14 protein-coding genes and 5 pseudogenes are annotated in these 19,958 nt (G+C 36.6%); 17 read left to right on the plus strand and 2 right to left on the minus strand.

Features of this window, described 5'->3' with window-relative positions; translation table 11 throughout:
* Positions 1-5: 5 nt before the first annotated feature.
* Positions 6-344, minus strand: coding sequence for a DUF2642 domain-containing protein (locus tag BN988_RS11220; RefSeq protein ID WP_051557894.1), 339 nt, complete (start codon positions 342-344; stop codon positions 6-8).
* Positions 345-851: 507 nt separating this feature from the next.
* Between BN988_RS11220 and glmS the strand changes: the two genes are divergently transcribed.
* From glmS to BN988_RS11245, 5 genes and pseudogenes are all read left to right on the plus strand, one after another.
* Positions 852-2,654: a glutamine--fructose-6-phosphate transaminase (isomerizing) gene (gene glmS, locus BN988_RS11225; protein WP_036576847.1), complete on the plus strand. Its 1,803-nt coding sequence runs from the start codon at positions 852-854 to the stop codon at positions 2,652-2,654.
* A 151-nt stretch (positions 2,655-2,805) separates the two neighbouring features.
* Positions 2,806-2,925: pseudogene (locus BN988_RS11230) on the plus strand (heteromeric transposase endonuclease subunit TnsA); the annotation flags it as partial.
* A 422-nt stretch (positions 2,926-3,347) separates the two neighbouring features.
* A pseudogene (locus tag BN988_RS11235) lies at positions 3,348-4,388 on the plus strand (alcohol dehydrogenase catalytic domain-containing protein); the annotation flags it as partial.
* A gap of 83 nt (positions 4,389-4,471) precedes the next feature.
* The gene (locus BN988_RS11240) at positions 4,472-4,726 is read left to right on the plus strand and encodes a DUF4158 domain-containing protein (protein ID WP_036576849.1); all 255 of its coding nucleotides are present in this window, start codon (positions 4,472-4,474) and stop codon (positions 4,724-4,726) included.
* Positions 4,727-5,181: 455 nt separating this feature from the next.
* The gene (locus BN988_RS11245) at positions 5,182-6,162 is read left to right on the plus strand and encodes an SDR family oxidoreductase (RefSeq protein ID WP_001993829.1); all 981 of its coding nucleotides are present in this window, start codon (positions 5,182-5,184) and stop codon (positions 6,160-6,162) included.
* A gap of 283 nt (positions 6,163-6,445) precedes the next feature.
* On the opposite strand, the pseudogene BN988_RS18675 reads toward BN988_RS11245, so the two are convergent.
* Positions 6,446-6,817 (minus strand): annotated as a pseudogene (locus BN988_RS18675) (glutathione-dependent formaldehyde dehydrogenase); the annotation flags it as partial.
* A gap of 1,368 nt (positions 6,818-8,185) precedes the next feature.
* Here BN988_RS18675 and BN988_RS11250 point away from each other — a divergent pair.
* The 12 genes and pseudogenes from BN988_RS11250 (at position 8,186) to BN988_RS11305 (ending at position 19,948) form a co-directional block, all read left to right on the plus strand.
* Positions 8,186-9,666 (plus strand): annotated as a pseudogene (locus BN988_RS11250) (phospholipase D-like domain-containing protein).
* Positions 9,667-9,914: 248 nt separating this feature from the next.
* A complete protein-coding gene (locus BN988_RS19370; RefSeq protein WP_315970422.1) occupies positions 9,915-10,325 on the plus strand; it encodes a CBO0543 family protein in 411 nt (136 codons plus the stop codon).
* Positions 10,326-10,373: 48 nt separating this feature from the next.
* Complete coding sequence (locus BN988_RS11260) at positions 10,374-11,057, plus strand: DUF421 domain-containing protein (protein WP_036576859.1); 684 nt, start codon at positions 10,374-10,376, stop codon at positions 11,055-11,057.
* 474 nt (positions 11,058-11,531) lie between these two features.
* Positions 11,532-12,386, plus strand: a complete 855-nt coding sequence (locus tag BN988_RS11265) for an aldo/keto reductase (protein ID WP_036576861.1) — start codon at positions 11,532-11,534, stop codon at positions 12,384-12,386.
* Positions 12,387-12,955: 569 nt separating this feature from the next.
* Positions 12,956-13,344 (plus strand): annotated as a pseudogene (locus tag BN988_RS11270) (RDD family protein).
* A gap of 231 nt (positions 13,345-13,575) precedes the next feature.
* A complete protein-coding gene (locus BN988_RS11275; RefSeq protein WP_036576863.1) occupies positions 13,576-13,773 on the plus strand; it encodes a hypothetical protein in 198 nt (65 codons plus the stop codon).
* A 615-nt stretch (positions 13,774-14,388) separates the two neighbouring features.
* Complete coding sequence (locus BN988_RS11280; protein WP_036576865.1) at positions 14,389-15,108, plus strand: ABC transporter ATP-binding protein; 720 nt, start codon at positions 14,389-14,391, stop codon at positions 15,106-15,108.
* Entirely contained in the window at positions 15,077-17,542 is a 2,466-nt protein-coding gene (locus BN988_RS11285) for an ABC transporter permease (protein ID WP_036576866.1), read from the plus strand. The genes BN988_RS11280 and BN988_RS11285 overlap by 32 nt, the downstream gene beginning before the upstream one ends.
* A 5-nt stretch (positions 17,543-17,547) precedes the next feature.
* Entirely contained in the window at positions 17,548-18,054 is a 507-nt protein-coding gene (locus BN988_RS11290) for a PadR family transcriptional regulator (protein ID WP_036576868.1), read from the plus strand.
* A gap of 160 nt (positions 18,055-18,214) precedes the next feature.
* Positions 18,215-18,364: a hypothetical protein gene (locus BN988_RS19095; protein WP_036576872.1), complete on the plus strand. Its 150-nt coding sequence runs from the start codon at positions 18,215-18,217 to the stop codon at positions 18,362-18,364.
* Between the two features lie 115 nt (positions 18,365-18,479).
* The gene (locus tag BN988_RS11300; RefSeq protein WP_051557896.1) at positions 18,480-18,872 is read left to right on the plus strand and encodes a GAP family protein; all 393 of its coding nucleotides are present in this window, start codon (positions 18,480-18,482) and stop codon (positions 18,870-18,872) included.
* A gap of 62 nt (positions 18,873-18,934) precedes the next feature.
* Positions 18,935-19,948, plus strand: coding sequence for an IS1595-like element ISOpi1 family transposase (locus BN988_RS11305; RefSeq protein WP_051557898.1), 1,014 nt, complete (start codon positions 18,935-18,937; stop codon positions 19,946-19,948).
* The last annotated feature ends 10 nt before the right edge of the window (positions 19,949-19,958 follow it).

The following is a 19,958-nucleotide window of genomic DNA, read 5'->3' on the forward strand; positions in this document are numbered from 1 at the left end:
CGCCATTATCGATAGGAAGCGAGTGGCCCTTCAAAATAAATGATTTGGGAAAGCCGTATGTGAAATGATCGGTCTTCCAAATTTAGTTGAATATGATCTACTGCAACTCCTGCATTTATCCCTTCAACTCTTCCTGCTGTTGTCATCAATGCCATCCGCTGTCCTTGGTGCCTACTCAGATGCTGGACAAAAACTGGATCAAGCTGTGTCATATATGCTGTTGGTTGTGGTACAGCCTTGATTGGATAAATTTCTGTGTGCGCTGCCGGCATTTGGTTTACATAGCCCGGCTGGTCAATTGGCTTTTGCTCCATATGCATTTTATTCATGTCCCCGTGCTTCATTTTTACCATCTCCCTACCTAAACATTTTTACTTATACCTATGCCAACTGGGCGATTGTTGTGCTTTAATCTGTCTTAGCGAACGGCCATGCCATTATGAACAGGAAGAAAGGAGAAAACATACAATATCACACACCATAAATAATGATTGACTTTCAATTAATGGAAAGGTTAAAATGTGGTGTACCCATTTTCGGTGGGAAGATTTTGAAACAGAAAGGAGAATAGCTAGAAAACGGAACGACAAAGCGCCAGGACTATTTTCCGAACGGTGAGGAATAATAGTTGACGAGGACGGAGGTTATCGATATTTCGGCGGATGCCTCCCGGTTGTACATCCCAATCGTTATGCTTTTTCTTAAAACAATGAGGTAACTTATTGGACAAAGGAAAAAGGAACAGGATGACATACAACAATCACGAGAAAGGGGCAGTAAAACGCTCCTCTATAACAAAATATATTGGTCTGTTTGTCTGCCCCTTTTACGTATAAGGAGGCCCACTAATTATGTGTGGAATTGTAGGATATATTGGACAAAATGATACAAAAGACGTTTTATTAAATGGACTTGAGAAGCTAGAGTACCGAGGGTATGACTCAGCGGGAATTGCTGTGCTTAATGATGAGGGAATCAACCTTTTTAAAGTAAAAGGTCGTATTGCTGCGCTTCGTGAACGCGTAGATAACTCTGTTCATGCAACAATGGGAATTGGCCATACGCGCTGGGCGACACATGGAGTACCAAGTGAAGATAATGCACATCCACATCGTAGCACGTCTGGAAGATTTACCCTTGTTCATAATGGTGTTATTGAAAACTACCAAGAAATTAAAAAGGAATACCTTCAGGATGTAAACTTTGTTAGTGAAACAGATACAGAAGTAATTGTACAGCTTGTAGAAAAGCTATTTGCTGAAACTGGTAGCACGATCGAAGCATTCCGTAAAGCAATGGAACTTTTAAAAGGCTCTTATGCTATTGGTCTAATTGATAACGAAGATGAAGATACACTATATGTGTCTAAAAATAAAAGCCCACTACTTGTAGGTCTGGGTGATGGCTTTAATGTGGTTGCGAGTGATGCAATGGCGACGTTGAAGGTTACAAATCAGTATGTGGAAATCCATGACAAAGAAATCGTTCTTGTTAAACGTAACGGTGTCGAGCTACAAAAGCTTGATGGCACAGTAGTGGAACGCAGCCCATACACAGCTCATATTGATGCAAGCGACATTGAAAAAGGGACGTACCCTCACTTCATGTTAAAAGAAATTGATGAGCAACCTTTCGTAATGCGCCGAATCATTAAAGAATATCAAACAGAAGATAACAAACTGAAGCTTGATGCAGATGTACGTCAGGCAATGAAAGCTTGTGATCGCATCTATATCATTGCTGCAGGTACGAGTTATCATGCAGGACTTGTTGGGAAAGAGTTCATTGAAAAACTTGCGAATATCCCAGTTGAGGTTCATATCGCTAGTGAGTTCTCTTACAACATGCCATTGCTATCTGAAAAGCCATTATTTATCTTTATTTCTCAAAGTGGTGAAACAGCGGATAGTCGTGCCGTATTAGTTAGAATTAAAGAATTGGGTCATTCAGCACTAACGATTACTAACGTGCCAGGATCCACCCTTTCTCGTGAAGCAGATTATACTTTGAATTTATATGCAGGACCTGAAATTGCGGTAGCATCTACAAAAGCATATACTGCTCAAATTGCAGTATTAGCCATTCTTGCAGTAGATACAGCACAAGCAAAAGAGCTTGAACTGGATTTCGATCCAATGCAGGAGCTTGCGATTGTTGCAAACGCAATGGAAGTTTTAACAGATCAAAAAGAAGCTATTGAAGAACTTGTTCGAGAAAACCTCGGCACAACGAGAAATGCATTCTTTATTGGTCGTAGCACGGACTACCATGTATGTCAGGAAGGTTCACTGAAACTAAAAGAAATCTCCTATATCCAAGCAGAAGGATTTGCTGGCGGAGAATTGAAGCATGGTACTATCGCTTTAATCGAAGAAGGTACCCCTGTTATTGCCATCGCAACACAGGAAAATGTAAACTTGTCCATCCGTGGAAACGTACAGGAAGTAGCGGCTCGTGGAGCAAACACGATGGTATTCAGCATGAAGGGACTAGAGCAGGATACAGATGCATTCGTTATCCCGCATGTTCATGAATTGCTAACACCACTAGCAAGTGTTGTGCCAATGCAATTGTTGGCTTACTACGCAGCACTACACCGTGACTGTGACGTAGATAAACCCCGTAACCTTGCTAAGAGTGTGACAGTGGAGTAGGTTATTAATATTATTAAAAATAAGTTGTGAATTTAAAATAAAGTCGCGATGTTTATAAAAAAGATGCGATGTTTAAAATAAAGTCGCGACGTTTATAAAAAAGTTGCGAAGCTTTGCCCCTTTGGATATGATTATCTAAAGGGGTGTTTTTGTGTCGAAAAGAAAAAGAACATCTAAAATTGATAAGTGGATTAAAGAGGGTCGAGGAACTGGCAGTGGGACAGATTATCAGCCTTGGCTTAAAATTCAAGATGTTTCCTCATTAGGTCGGTGTCACCCACAATTAATGTTTTTCCGTAAGTCTTAATCTCTTTCCGTAAGTATTAATGTTTTTCCGTGATTAGGAAAGGAAAGAGCATTTGAGAGAGACTTTGGGAGGAGATTTGAGAGAAAGATGAAGTGAAATTGAAGTGGTTCAGCATCGAATAAAACTTGATATATTAAGGTTTAGAGCAGAAGTTAAGGGTAGCCTTTATCTTCTGTTTTTTTTCTATCTCCTTCCAGTCCTCACTCTATTACGGAAAAACAAAGTTACCGTTCGACAAAATTCTCATAGAGTGAATCGGGTCAAAATCGGGTGTTTTACGGAAAAACATTAATTACGCACCATTATTTGTAAAAGCGGGTTGGAGTTAGGTGTGGTATGGGATTGAGGGTAATTTGGGGAGGGAAAGAGATTAATTGTGGGGGACAATTACTTCTACTGCTATTTGCGGATCTGATTTGCATTTATATCAAGGTAACATGCCATTACCCCCAGGATATATTATTGGCCACGAACCAATGGGTATTGTGGAAGAAGTTGGACCTGAAGTCACAAAAGTAAAAAAGGGAGACCGTGTTGTCGTTCCCTTTAATGTTTCATGTGGACATTGCTTTTATTGCCAACATGAAATGGAAAGCCAATGTGATAACTCAAACCCTCATTATGATTCTGGCGGATACTTTGGTTATACTGAGAAGTTCGGTAACCATCCGGGTGGTCAGGCTGAATATTTAAAAGTCCCTTTTGGAAACTTCACTCCCTTTGTTATCCCAGAGTCATGCGAATTGGAGGATGAGTCACTGCTCTTTTTATCGGATGTTCTGCCAACAGCTTATTGGAGTGTAAAAAATGCAGGTGTAAAATCAGGCGATACAGTTATTGTTCTTGGATGCGGACCTGTTGGGTTGATGGTACAAAAATTTGCCTGGATGGAAGGTGCAAAGCGTGTAATAGCAGTTGATTACTTGGATTACCGAATCAATCATGCGAAAAAGATGAACAATGTTGAGGTATTTGAGTTCACAAAATACCCTGATATGGGGGAACATTTAAAAGAAATCACACATGGTGGGGCAGATGTCGTCATCGATTGTGTAGGTATGGATGGAAAGAAATCCCCCCTAGAGTTTCTGGAACAAAAATTCAAACTGCAGGGCGGAACCCTTGGACCTATTCAAATTTCTACTAAAGCTGTCCGAAAGTATGGGACAGTGCAAATGACTGGTGTTTATGGAGGTAACTATAATCTATTTCCATTAGGTGCATTTTGGATTAGAAATATCAATCTCAAAATGGGCCAAGCACCCGTCATTCATTTTATGCCAGAATTGTTTAAAAAAATAACAAATAACGAATTTGACCCAAGAGATATTATCACACACAAAATGTCCCTTGAAGAAGCAAGTCATGGTTATCGAATTTTTAATAATCGTGAGGATGAATGTATAAAAGTCGTTTTAAAACCGTAATCCTCTTCTCTTTCCAAAAAGACTTCATACTTTGTATAGAAGTCTTTTTATTCGACCATTTAGCCAAGAAGGTCAAAAGGTAATTGATAGATACAATGAATAAACTCGCATACAGTAAAGACGAACCTGCTGACCTAGTCAATGTAGCAATTGAAGAGCTAATACATCAAAAATATGAACTCCCCATCTACAATACTTTAAAAGATGCAGCCAATGATGTTCGAAAAAGGTCTTATCGTATGATTTATCATAACTTACTTAATGAAAATCAAAAAGAGAGCGTGAATCAACTTTTCGAGGTATCAGAAGGTTCTACAAACAGTCCATGGAATCATTGAAAGAGGATGCAAAAAGAGCGACTTTATCACATTTAGAACTCTCGTTGCTCGCCGAGATTGGTTAATGGAAACTGAACATCTCTACAGAATTACTTCATGATATTAAGAATTTGTGGAACAACAAAACGTATTTTTTGTTATTCAGCAATAGGGTCAAATCGTATTATGTGGTTAGCAGGTTTTTTCTGGTTGACCTATTTTTTTAGGTACTATTCTTGAGGTAGCCGGGATTAAAGAACTGTTAAGTAAAAATAAGTTGATCCGTTAAAGGGGTAGAATATTGAGTAAAGCTCCTTGTCCTAAAGGTCAGTTCAATAAAGAAAAAAGGTGTCTCTTTTGAGGAAGAATAAGCTTCTGTGTTGAAAGTAAACCACTTTTTTCAAACTTTTTTAATTTATTTGTAGTGAACAACATAAACATTCTATAGAAGAAAATTATTTCTATAGGAGGTTTCCATGGATCAAAAGGATCAAAGTCGTCAATTAGATCAAATAAAGCAAATGCAACAAATGTTTAAAGCGAACATGAAAACTCAACCTTATCCCATGTACCCTAACTATGGGAAAATCACACGTTACGAAGAAATTCCGATAAGTTTACCTGAACAGCGCCAGCTGCGCCATCCCGGAGTGGAAAAATTTATGGTACCCCTTCCAATTATCGAAAACCCGAACTATAAAGGGAGTGAAAAGTTAACAGGAAAAGTAGCACTTATTACAGGGGGGGACAGTGGTATTGGTGCAGCAGTAGCAATTGCGTTTGCTAAAGAAGGCGCAGATGTTGCTATTTCATACTTAGATGAACATGAGGATGCAAATAGAACAAAAACGAGGATTGAACAACTCGGACAACGTTGTTTTCTAATGCCTGGGGACTTGCGAGACAAACAACAGTGTATCTCCATTGTAGAACAAACAGTAAATACGTTTGGACGTCTCGATATTCTTTGTAACCACGTTGGTATCCAATTCCAACAACTAAGTCTGCTTGACATTACAGATGAGCAATTCGATGACACCTTCAAAGTTAATATATACTCTCATTTTTACACAACAAGGGCAGCGCTTCCTCATTTAAAACCAGGCAGCTCAATCATTGGCACTTCTTCAGTGGTGACGTATGTAGGTGAGCAGCAAATGATTGATTATACGGCCACAAAAGGCGCAATAGTTGGTTGGACACGTGCCTTGGCTAAAAATGTCGTGAAACAAGGGATCCGAGTCAATGCCGTCGCCCCCGGCCGAATTTGGACCCCACTTATTTCAGCAAGTTTCTCGTCAGACCAAGTCGCTGTATATGGAGCATTTAATCCAATGGAACGAGTTGCCCATCCATTTGAACTCGCACCAACCTTTGTCTATCTTGCTTCTGATGATTCTCGTTTTGTTACTGGTCAAGTTCTTCATGTTGATGGGGGAGAATCCACACATTCCTAATGGAAGGGGGTTACCATTTTGAGATATGAATTTAATCCAGAAGTAAAGCTATTGCTAGTAAACCATTCAAATGAAAAAGTAAGGATGGTCTATATGGAGGATTCCTGGCCCATGCCAAAAATAGGACTGAGACCACCATATTATTGCTACCCAAGTTACGAGCTGAATTATCCAATAATCTAAATAATAACAGACAAAAAGACTTCTATACACAGTGTGGAAGTCCATTCAACATTTCGCTTAGGGTTCGCAATTATGCTAACTTTCAATTCATCCATTTAAACTAATAGGATAACGGTTTTAAAACGACTTTTATACAGTCGTCCTCACGATTATTAAACATTTGATAACCATGACTTGCTTATCCAAGGGCCACTTTGTATGTGGGTCAAACTCGTTATTCGTTATTTTTTCAAAAAATTCAGGCATAAAATGTATGACTGATGCCAGTCCCATTCTCAGATTGATATTCCTAACTCAACCCAATGGAAACACATTATAGTTGCCCCCATAAACATCTATTAATTGGACCGTTCCATATTTTTGCACAGCTTTTGTAGAAATTTGAATAGGTCCAAGGGTTCCACCTTGGCAACTTTAATTTTTGTTCAAGAATCTCCAAAGATGATTTATTCCCGTCAATACCTACACAATTGTGGATTTGAAATAAAGTCGTACCGTTTATAAAAAAGATGTACCGTTTTAAAGAAAGTTATACCGTTTACAAAAAAGTTGCACCGTTTTATTCCTTTTCGATTAAAGGATTCTAAGTGAGTTTTAATTAAACTTTTTTATAAAAAGGAATGTTCATTCAAAAAGAAAAGAATCCATTTTGATCAATCTTTTTTCAAAATGGATTCTTTTCTTTTACCGTAAAATATGGATTTGTCGAACGTTTTTGATCAAACTTTATTTTAAAGTTACAATATATGCTCAACTTAGTGGGAAGCTGCGCCAGGACTTCTATTGCAAATATTTTTAATGGTAAAGAGTTTCATCCCAATTGGGTGTGAGGCTCTTTTTTCTTGTATCGGGCCATATAGTTGAATAAACAACTTTTTGTCACGTGATTTTTGATTCCATCACGAGTGATTTCTTAAAAGTTAACAACTATTTTTTGAATGAGCTGCATTTTTCAACGGAAGGATGAGGCTTCCAACCGTTAAAAGTAAACATCTTTATTTGTACTGAACATTAGAAATGAAAAAATAGAAGGAACTAGGTTATTTTTTCTATTGTCTAAAAGATTATTCAGCTTGTGGTGCATATACTGGATTGGTCCTTTATATAGGGTAGTAAATAAGATATCTAATCCTCTATTCTTCAGAACATAAACTTTAAATTTAGGGGGAGATTAGTATTGCAAACTGCACAGCAAACAATGGTTAGTATTCCATTCCCATCAGTATGTGCTATAGCTGGTAAACCAATCGTTGGGGCGTACTCAACATTAACTCTATTACAGATAACAGGGTAATTGGTACGGTTAATTTTCGTGGTACACCTATTCCAATTAATGGATCTTGGGATGAAAACACCAAACAAATAAGATTTGATTCACCTTATGCCACATTTTCTGAAAACTTAGCCATATTTGATGAACCCCAGATTAGAATTCGACATTTTATTTTAAATGGGAGGCTTATTATGAAACCTCCTTCTTTACAAGCAGGCGAATACGGAACATGGGTTGCTACAACCCGATAGAGCTCTTACCGGATATCCCGTAATTAGTGGTACCTTGCCCCCCTGTTGGAATCTTTTTAACATCGAATATACTTAGTCAGCTACAGCAGAATAATGTAAGATTTTAGGTTTAAATGGAAGAAATGTAAAACGAACCTCCTTTTTTGTTTTTCGATACATCTCCAACATTAAATTTCCTGTGACAAAACAAACTAATTACAAAATTATTTGAGGCGTCTCATGAGAAAAGGTCAATCTAAACAATTCCTCGTATTCCAAACGTATACTTGCTACATAGTTTGTACATGCTAAGGGAAAAACTAAGGAGGAATTTTAATTGGAGTGGATTTTTTTCTATACCTGTTAAATACGTTCTTTATCTTATTCATAGCAATTTGGGAAGTTCGTCGGCCAGCCAAAGCTTTGAATTGGATAATAATCGTCCTTGTTTTGCCTGTCATTGGTTTCTTACTATATCTTAGCATATCAAATCCCAAGCTTATTCATCGTAAAAGATTGACCTCTTCTCATAATGAGTCTGAGAAGTTACCTGATACATATAGTGATTCAGCATCGATAATCGCCGATGCTTTAAGGTTTTTTACTGTAGGCGGGCTACAAGTCGGCAAAGTCCAAGTACTAAACAATGGAATAGCAAAATATGAACAACTCATCGAATCCCTACAAAAAGCCCAAAAAACCATTGAACTGGAATATTACATCTATCGGAATGACCAAATAGGTAATCGCATCACAGAACTGCTGATCGAAAAAGCAGTAAACGGAGTGAGGGTTCGTTTTATTAGAGATGGTTGGGGGAGTGAAAAATTTCCAAGTCAAAAAATCCTTCAGATGGTGGAAGCAGGGATAGAATGCCGGACAATATTTCCTTTACGCTTTCCCTGGATTTTATCCAATTGGAATTATCGAGATCATTGTAAGATTGTCACGGTCGACGGAAAGAAAGCTTTTACTGGTGGCATGAACGTAGGATATGAATATACAGGATTGAATCCTGACGTTGGCTTCTGGCGGGATACTCATTTAGAAGCATCAGTCGATTTGCAGACTGTCTTTGACGTTCATTGGAATATTGCTGTGCCGGAACGGATAAAATCGAAAACAAATCTGAAAACAAAATCTGAGGTAACGAAAATCAATCCAATCGGAAGAGTAGATCTTTCCAGATGGTCAGCCGAATTGGGGTCAGAGTTGAGCACCATAGATGGTAAAGAGATGGACATATACCCAAAGACCGGGACATTGCAAAAAGCGTACATCCATACGTTGGAAGGAAACCCTGGAATTCCTACCCCAGTTATTCGTCAAGCTTACTTTATATGTATAACACAGGCGACCAAGACTATTGATATAACAACACCCTACTTTGTACCAGAAACAGATATTATCATGGCATTAAAGACAGCTGTGGCTCGTGGTGTACGCGTAAGATTACTTGTTCCTCGCCATATTGATCAAAAAATCGTGGGCTTTGCAAGTCGTACCTATTACGGGGAACTTATAGAAGCTGGGGTCCAAATCTACCAGTACGGTAAAGGAATGTTACATGCGAAACTGATGATCATTGATGAGGAAATTGCAGAAGTAGGCGCAGCAAACTATGATATGAGAAGTTTTCGCCTGAATTATGAGGTGTGTCAAGTCGTGTACAGTGCTGATGTGGCAAGGGAACTCACAGAGCAGTACGAGAGGGATCTTACTGATTCTGTACCATTAAGAATTGAAGACTTGTTGCAACGATCCCTGATCGAGCGCATTGTTGAACAGGATGCTCGCTTGCTTTCTCCATTATTATAAGTTGATGTATCCTGTTTTTATTGTTCTATCTTAAATCTAGATTTAATAAAGCAGCTCAAAGAGTTTGAATTCAAAAATATCTGTTACCTTTTAATTTAAATATAGGGGTGATATCAATAAATAATATATTTGAAAATCTTAAGGAAATACGTTTATTAGAAGATAAGCTCTATCATTTAGAATTAAATGGTTGGCTAAAAAATGAGTTTTTAACTTGGGAATGGTGGATTCTAGTAGTTTTTTTTATTGTGCCTTGGGTTATATGGGCTAAACTTGTTAAACGAGACATTATTTTAGAAATTTTGTTATTTGGTACCATAATTATCTTGACAACAACCTTATTAGATGTAGTTGGTGCACAATATAGTTTTTGGGATTACCCCATTGCATTCCTACCTATTATTCCTCGGGCCTTTCCTTTTGATTTTTCAATGGTACCTGTAGCTTACATGTTGTTATATCAATATTTTAGAACATGGAAATCTTTTATTTTAGCCCAGATCATTATGGCACTAACATATGCCTTTATAGGTGAACCATTTTGCGAGTGGGTCAAACTTGTTAATTATTTAGAGTGGAGATACAGATATTCATTCATATTACATCATTGTTGGAATTGTAACTCGAGCTTTAATACTAAAACTAGCCTTTTTATCTAAACCTCAAGATCTTACAACTAAGTAAAATTTAAATTGGAGGAAAAAACTTTGGAAGAAGTTAATATTGGTTTACTGACGATCAAAGTCATCGTTGGTTTTGCCACTTTATTTTTTATCATTATCATAACAGGCAGAACATCCATCTATCAGTTAACCCCGTTTCATTTAGTTTTTGTGTTAGTACTTGGAGATTTTTTAGGAAATACCATTTATGAAGATAAGGTAGGGATTTTTCATTTTTTATATGCCATCGGATTGTGGACGTTTCTTATGTTGGGAATAGAGTTTATGACTCTAAAAAATAAATCGACACGTTCTCTCTTATTAGGCAATCCTAACGTAATCATTCGAGATGGTGTTATGGACAGAAAGTTACTTACAAAGAACAAATTGGATGTAAATCAAGTATTGAGTATACTCCGTCAAAATAATGTCTTTTCAGTTCGTGAAGTCAAATACGGTATATTGGAAGCTAATGGGCAATTAAGTTTATTATTAAAATCCAAGTATCAAAAACCAGACAAGCAAGATCTCAATCTTCCAGAAAGTCCAGTAGACCTACCAACATCGTTAATTATAGATGGGGAAATTTTATGGGATAATTTACATGAACTCGGATTTGATCAACAGTGGTTAGATAACCAATTAACTACCAATGGATATGATAATGTAAATCGTATACTCTACGCAGATTGGCGAGAGAGTGAAGGCATACATGTAAGTCCTAAATAAAATTTGTTAGGATCAGGGCATATCAATTTTCTTGGTGAATATAAACTTTAGTCTTCAACAATCGGGCGCGATCGTGGCATAAAAATCAGATTTTTAAACGACTTTATTGTTACATCCATGAGTTCTTATTCAGCAATTGATTAAACAGCTTTATTTTTACACCGCCCTAATTTGCGGACGGTGTAATCCTTTTTTTTAGCTTCAAAATTAAACAACTTTATTATCATTACACATAAGAACCGAGAAACGTACAAAGTTACGCTTTCTCGGTTCTTTTTCATTGCTAAATATCTAGTCACTTGTGGGGGGTAATTTGATTTATAAAAACATCTACGATTAAAGATGTCCTTCTTCCATCAATCAATACTGATTAGTGTAGGATTTTTTTATTTGGGTATTGTAGTTATGGACATCATGGAAATAGCTACTTCCATTCTGAACTTACATTGAAAAATTTTTATAGGAGATGAGATTTTGACTTTAAATAATAACGGTTTTACTTTAAATGATGGTGCAGTGCTTCCTTTTGTAGGATTAGGCACGATTGGTATTAATGGGGATCAGGGTACGTTTGAAATTTTAAACGCCTTAAATATAGGATATCGCTTGATCGATACGTCAACAAACTATGATAATGAAGGAATTGTCGGTGAAGCGGTGCGTCGCTCCGCACTGCCCAGAGAAGAAATTTTAGTCAGTACGAAATTGCCCGGCGCCTACCATGAATATGATAGGGCATTTATCTTTATTCAAGAATCACTACGCCGCACTGGATTACAATACTTTGATAAGTATTTAATTCATTGGCCGAATCCTAAGGACGGCAAGTATGTAGAAGCTTGGAAGGCTTTAGTGGATGCTCAAAAACAAGGGTTAATCAGAACGATTGGCGTTTCAAACTTTGAACCTAAACATCTGGACGACATTATCGAAGCAACAGGTGTGACACCTGCTACAAACCAGGTGGAGCGTCATCCGTATTTTAATAATAACCGTATGGTGGAAGAAAATAAAAAACGGGGCATTCTTACGGAAGCCTGGAGTCCTTTTGGTCGAGGTTATCTAAATGACGTGTTGGAAAATGCCACAATTAAAGAAATTGCGGAGAAGTACGATAAAACCCCGGCACAGATTATTTTAAATTGGAATTATCAAGCCGGCGTATTCTCTATACCAAAATCAAGTAATCAAGTACATCAAAAAGATAATTTCAATAGTACCAACTTTGAATTAGCACCTGAGGATATCGAGAAAATTGATTCATTGGATAAAGGAGAAGACGGCCGAGTAGAAGGGCAGGACCCAAACGAATACCACGAATATGTGTAGGCAGGGCGCTATAAAGTGAAACTTCACTTCAGGGGGGATTTTTGCTCTCCCCCCACTAAGGTATTCGTTTCATATAGACAATATCGTTTTTGATAAGATATTCGGTTTGAAACTTTGAATTGGATATTTTTGAACAATAGATAAAAGGTGGGTCTGTTTCAAGCAGATCCTCTTTTTATTTTAAAAATGGTTCTGTTACCACGGTTCTGTGAGAACGGTCCATTTAAATGTTATAGATAAGAACAGTGTGTCTCATAAATTGCTCCGTAAATAATAATTATATTTTTATGTCGCACTTATTTAAGAACTGATTACTACCATTAATTTTTCAAGTCGGCCATGGTATTTAGCACTTAACGCTAAGGAATTAACCACCTTTTTCCAACTTGTTTGCCAATACATATGTAAAGCACTGCGGACACCTTGTATTGGAATGTACCTACGCCTTACCATTTAACCAATAGTTAAATAAGAATGTGTTAGAATAGTTAGTAAGATTTAGTCAACTAACAAGGAAACTCTAAAACATCCTAATAGAAAAGAGTTCAGTTAAAAATAGGAGGGTTTTAATGAAATCTATTACGAAAAAACGTACAAAAGCATTTTTAATTGATTTGGCAATCTCAAGCGCTATAACAGCTGGTCTAGAGTATTTTCTAAGGAAAAAGGTGAAAAGTGAAGCAATTCACGCCATAGTAACACCATCCATCGTAATGTGGTCACTTGAATATGGACAGCTACGCCGAAATGGTCAAACATTTGGTTACAAAAAATGGGGCTAGAACTCAAAAGCAAGGAGGGTTCAGAGCTGACATCTGGCCAAGTTATAAAGCGGATGGGTTATCGAGATACTGTGAGCTTTTTTGATTACTTAAAAAGCCCTAAGAAGTTCGAAGGCCAAGATGGGGCGGTACTTACTCACGATCGTTTTTCGAATACTGTAGTGAAAGAACTTTAAGAGATAAGTGTCAAGTCACAATAAAGTCGTTTAGGTTGCGAGCGTTCGATTATACTAAAATTAATCGAATGTGCGTATACCACAGCTGAGGAGATGCTTACAGAAAAGTCAACTGGAATTCAACCGATGGGTATAGGCAGTGGCATCTTATCTTGCCGCAGTGCTTGGTATTAGTGCTATCGGTGAACCGATCCTGTTTCGATCTTTTATAAGTATTGGTGAGGTGATTTGATGCACAAGGTTTTGGCAATCTCGATTTTAGGAATGGGTTTAACAGGTGGCGTCTTAATAATTTCGGTCTCACAGTTATTTAGTCCTCCAATAGGGAATGTGTTGAAGATGGTTACCGCTGCTTCAACAGTAACTTTTATTATATTCGCTGTCTCAGCCTTAGTATTTCGTCGGAGATTAGATAAAAAAAGAGAGTAATATATTTATTAATTTAATAAGGTCGTTATTAAGGAGTAGACAAACTTGTCTACTCCTTAATTGTTTGTTCTATGTATGGTCAGTGCGGGTAAACTCCATAATTTTTGACAATAATCTCTTAAACTGTATGAGATACATATCATATATCGTACCAGCGCGTACAATGGGATTACGTCATAGTGTTACATAATATGCTTACGATTGTATCCACAGTGTGAGCCGCAAAGGGAAACCCTTTATTTTAAAGAAGCATTTACAGGTTACAAAATCGATTGTAATTGGATTATAAGGGTAAGTAATAAAATCCGTACATGGAATTTTACTATTAAAGCGTTTACCTTCATAATTCTCCACTTTTTCCTTTAGTCATAAAAAATTGAAGTTATGAGGAAGAAGAGATGGAGGGGATCAAGAAATTAACAGAAACTTAATAGTCCAAGAAACCCCTATACGGTTTTCAGTTACTTAAGACGAATATATACTAAATATATATATAGCGAAATTAGTTTTTGCTTAAAAATATATGAAAATAACATGTTATTTAATTGTTCCCTCTTGAATTAATACTTACTTAGTATATAATATGTAGGTGAAGAACATGGGAGGGATTAAAACATGATTAAAGTTAGCAAACTAACTAAGGATTTTTTACAAGGGCAAGAAAGGACGCCGGTATTACATGGTGTTAACTTACATATTGAAGAAGGGGAGTTTGTAGCTATAATGGGGCCAAGTGGCTCTGGGAAAAGTACTTTACTTCAATTGTTAGGCGGCCTTGATGAACCAACCAACGGAGACATACAAATCAATCATAAGTATTTAAATAAAATGAAAGAAAAAGAAAGAACGATATTTCGGAGAAAGAACCTAGGGTTTGTTTTTCAAAATTATCAATTGCTTCCTACATTAACAGTAGAGGAAAATATTGCGTTTCCTCTACATGCAGATGGAAAGATAACGAATCAAACAAGCAAAATGATTGATGATTTAATTCATTCTGTAGGATTGAAGGGACTTAATCGCAAACGGGCAAATTTGCTGAGCGGGGGTCAGCAACAACGTGTGGCAATTGCAAGGGCACTTGTTAATAATCCAACTGTCTTATTAGCGGATGAACCAACAGGGAATTTAGACAGGGTGACGGCGGAAGAAATACTTGCTTTATTCTCAAAGTTTCATCGTGAAAACAAGCAAACTATTGTGATGGTCACACATGATATCTTTGCAGCAGGTTTTGCAGATCGTATTATACTTTTTAGAGACGGGGTTGTAGACCAAGTTATATCTAGGAAGGATAGTGATTATGCTAAATATTTGGCTAATTTCATGGCGTAATATAACACATAACAAGAAAAGGTTTTTCTTTTCGCTGCTGGGGATTATCTTAGGTATTTCATTTGTGACATCGATGCTGATCGCGGACAAAACAACCAATGATGTCTTTGATTATTATGAACAAATGTATGTAGCAAATGCAGATTATTGGATATTAAGCGATGAACATACTTACTCTGAAGATGTAATTTCGACAGTTTTGACAAGTTCAGCTGTTACGGAAACATTGCTTGCGCTTGATAAACAAGCCTTCTTTGAGCTTGAAGGTAATCGATCCCTAAATCAGAGTTCTGTACGGATTACGGGTGTAAGTGATCAAAATAGTTCTTTGCTAAAACTTCCTGTCATTGAAGGAGATTTAGATAATGAAGGATTGGTGATACCACAAGACATTGCAAATCTACTAAATAAAAAGGTTGGAGACACAATTCAATTTTCCAATTTAGGAGAAGCCAAGGTATCCGCGATTGTTGAATATACGCAGTTGCTTGCAAGCCCCAGTAATTGGGAAAGTGCTGAACAAAAAAGCTTTCGTGTTATGGCTCCACTTGACTTGTTAAGAGAGTGGACAGGTATGGATAATGAGCTTTCATATGTCAGATTTCAAACAAATGAAGAAGGAGAGAATCTTTTCCAATCTCTTCAAGAAGAATATCGTAATTCAAATGTATATGCGCAACCAGTTGTTGCAGATGATCGACAAAGCAACGACATAGGAGGACTTTATACATTCTTTTACCTAATTGCTGGTTTATCCATATTTATCAGCGGGTTCATTGTTTTTAATGTGATTTATACAAGTGTTATGGAAAGAAAGAGAGAATTTGCAATAATGAAAAGCTTTGGATATCTCCAAAGTTCTATATCCAGACTTATTTTTATTGAAGTAATACTTTTGGCATTGATTGGTATAGCTATTGGGGTCCCCATAGGGATTTGGCTCGGAGATATATTCATGCAAACATTGCTTAGTGTGTTTGAGTTTGACATGGTTTACACATTAAATTGGAAAATACCTACATTAACAGCAGTCGTAGTAGGAATTCTATTTCCTGTTGTGTTTTCTATGTTTCCTATTTATCATGCGGGGAAAACCTCTGTGCTAGGGATGTTAAAAATGGGAGAACCAACGAAATCATCTACCAGACAATATTTGATTAGGGCGCTCTTAGGAGTTGGCTTACTATCTTTTGTACTTATCGACCATCCTGTCTCTTACTTGTTTATTTTAGCAAGCATCATTTTGCTGTTTCCATTCATGTTATTATTTCTGAATCGTATATTTAAACCAATTTTAAAAATGTTTTTCGGTTACTCTGGTAGTCTGGCGGCTAAAAGCTTTACACAACAGTTAAATCGAAATGCCAATACTGCGGCAATTCTTGCTGTTGGGATAGCAGTGATATTATTACTAAGTGCTGTAATAGAATCTGCTCCTGAAGGGTATGAAAATGAAATTAGAAATACATATGGTGGCGACATAAGAGTTTCATCAGAAGCTCCTTGGTCTAAACAAGATAGAGAAAAGCTGCTATCGTATGATTCTGTGGCAAATGTTGAACCTTTAACGGAATCCACGCCAATTACGTGGGAAACAGTCGATGGAGACAAGAGACAGTTTTCTATATTAGCTGTTGATAAAGAAGGACCTCGTTTATTTGTGAGTCCTAAAGAAGAGAACACATATAATGAGCTATCAAAGGAAACATCTATTGTCCTTGGCGAAAGAGCTTTTAACGAATGGGGAGGAAATATAGGGGAGTATATTTATATTAATACACCCTCAGGTAGACAGCAATTTAAAGTCCTTGATGTTGTCAAAACTTCGCATTACTCCGGCTATGTCGCATTCATGGACGAAGACCTTTTAAAGCATGAATATGGATGGGCGAATAGTTTTGACATGCTAATAACTTTAAATGATAGATATACTGAGGAAAAATTACGGGATCAGTTATGGCTCGATTTCAGCAGCCATCTCTCAAAAGTTGAAACAGTAGAAGATGAAATTAACTCAAAGACTTCAGCTATAACTGGTATGAACGAGTTAGTGCTAATTATGTTAGTTTTAGTCATTGGGCTAGCTAGTATTGGCACAGCTAACACTTTATTAATGAACACTTTGGAGCGAACTTACGAGATAGGAACGATGCGAGCCCTAGGATTTACGAAACAGCAAGTAAGAAAAATGGTAATTGGCGAAGGGGTGCTTATAGGATTATCAGGAGTACTTGGGGGTTTAGTAGCAGGCGTAATTCTACTTTATGTCACTAGCCAATCAAAGCTTTTTGGAGAGTTTATATCTTTTCAAATACCTTTAGGTAATATTATACTGGCGTTGGTTGCTGGTCTTTCTCTTAGTTTCTTTGCTTCTTGGATTTCTAGTACTACTGCTAGTAAAATAGGTATTATATCATCAATTAAAGAAGGTTGAGCATTATGTCGGTTAAGTACGGAATTTTAACATCGTTATATCTGCAAAAAAATCATGGTTATGAATTAAAGCTAGTACTAGAATCTCTTTTAGGAACAAAAGGAAAAATAAACCCTGGCCAAATTTACACTACTCTTGATCGCTTAATCCGTGACCTACTCGTTTCATCTGTAGGGAAGGATGACCAAGAAAGAAAACTATATGAAATCACCGCTGAAGGTCAAAAAGAATTGAAAAGTTGGCTGTTGGAACCCGTACCATACAACTCTTCAAAAACGGATTTCCATTTTAAATGGAGCTGTGCTCGTAAAATTGCTTTCGATCAAGAAAAGAAAATGCTTAACCAACAAAAAACGATAATAATGAAGGATGTCATGGAATTAACTAAATTAAAAACAGGATCTCTTCTTAATGGTGATGAGACTCAGTATTTATTAATTACTGGTACGCTTTTGCACTTAGAAGCAGATTTAAACTGGATTAATCAGGTTGAAAACCGAAATCAATCATAATCCTAGGCAAAGGTTTTCTCTTGTTAGAAACCTTTGCTACTATTTTTGTTCAAATTATGTTTAGTACAATGTTTAAATGAGTTCATAGGGACCTTACGTAATCTTTTTTATCTGTTATTAGACTTTTACCCTATCACGAATTTTAAAGGAGAATCCTATTTTGAAGAAAGACGATATTATTATTTATGCTTGCGTTATTACTGGGGCGGGAGTAGGTCTACTGTTTGATAATGCATTTCCTGGGGTGTTAATTGGTTTAGGAATTGGCTACGTATTTAAAATCCTACTTTTTAATAATAAAAATGAATAAGTTATGAAATAGATTTAACCTTTATTATTCTAATGACTAAGAGTCTCTTAATTTTCTTGATAACTCGATAATCAATTAATAGCGTTTGGACACAATTGTTCATCAGGAGGAAGATATGGGAACAGATATATTAATTTATTTGGGTGGCTTAGCTCTTTTAGATACATTAAGCCCTACAATAATTGGTGTTACATTATTTCTGATTTTAACAGACAATAAAAATTTAACATCAAGATTATTGACATACCTATCTACGGTTGTGCTGTTGTATTTTTCATTAGGTATAATAATGATGATAGGCTTAAATTATATTATTGAAGCATTCTCAAATATTTTCCAAAATAGAATTTTTAGCTGGGTAATCTTCATTTTAGGGGTAATTCTATTTACGGCTAGTTTTTTTATCTCCGAAAATAAAAAAGATAATATTCCAAAGCCTAAATCTCAAAGCATATTCTCCATTATATTTATTGGTGTTACTACTTTTATTATGGCTGTTTTCGTATAGATTGTTGCTCAGGGAGACATACTGTATAATAGAATAATTGATTGTACGGAGGGCTTCCAAAGATGTGGATAAATATGTACCGAGACTTTTCAGACCTATCAAAGAAAGAACAACTTCAATTCTTTAATGCTATAAAGGATGATTTATTTCCTGAACCAAAATCTTACATATCACAATTAGTCAGTGAGGTTCGAGAGACACGCTTTTCTGAAGGATTAGCGTGTATTCATTGTGGAAGTATGTCTGTTAAGCGGAATGGTAAATATCGTTCACGCCAAAGGTATCTCTGTAAGGATTGTGGAAAATCCTTTAACGATATGACTGGAAGCCCATTATCAGGAACAAAGTATCCTCACAAGTGGATTAAATACTTTGAAATGATGGTTGAAGGTTACACATTGCCTAAAATTTCAGAAGCTCTTGAAATACACATATCTACTGCTTTCTATTGGAGACACAAAATCTTAAACTCAATCCGTTCTCTTGGACATAAAACTTTAAAAGGCATCATTGAAAGTGATGAAACTTTCTTTTTGGAGAGCAATAAAGGTAAAAAGATTATTTCACATAGAACTCCCCGCAAGCGTGGTGGTGTAGCCAAAAAACGTGGTATCTCTAAGGAGCAGATATGCGTAGTAGTTGCACACGATAGAAACGGACAAATCTTATCACAGATGGCTGGTAAAGGTCGCATTACAGCCGTTGAATTAGACAAGGTGTTAGGAAGTCATATTGACACCTCTGCTTTGTTATGCTCAGATACAGCTACGAATTATAAGAAGTTTGCAACTATGAAAGGTCTTCAACACGAAGTTATCAATGTAAGTAAAAAAGTGTATAAAAGAAAAGGAATCTATCATATTCAACACGTCAACGGGTATCACAAACGCTTGAAGAAATGGATGGATAGATTTCAAGGTGTGGCAACTAAATATCTTGATAACTACCTTTTTTGGCATCGGTTTCTTGAACTTAATAAAAAGTTTCCGTTTCAAGAACGCGTGAAAGAAATGCTTCTCGGTTCTTGTCAAAGGGTGAATTTTACCACAATTGAAGATATTAGAAAAACTGCTTAAAGATGATACG

Source organism: Oceanobacillus picturae (assembly GCF_000612865.1).
In the GTDB taxonomy this organism is placed as follows: domain Bacteria; phylum Bacillota; class Bacilli; order Bacillales; family Amphibacillaceae; genus Oceanobacillus_B; species Oceanobacillus_B jordanicus.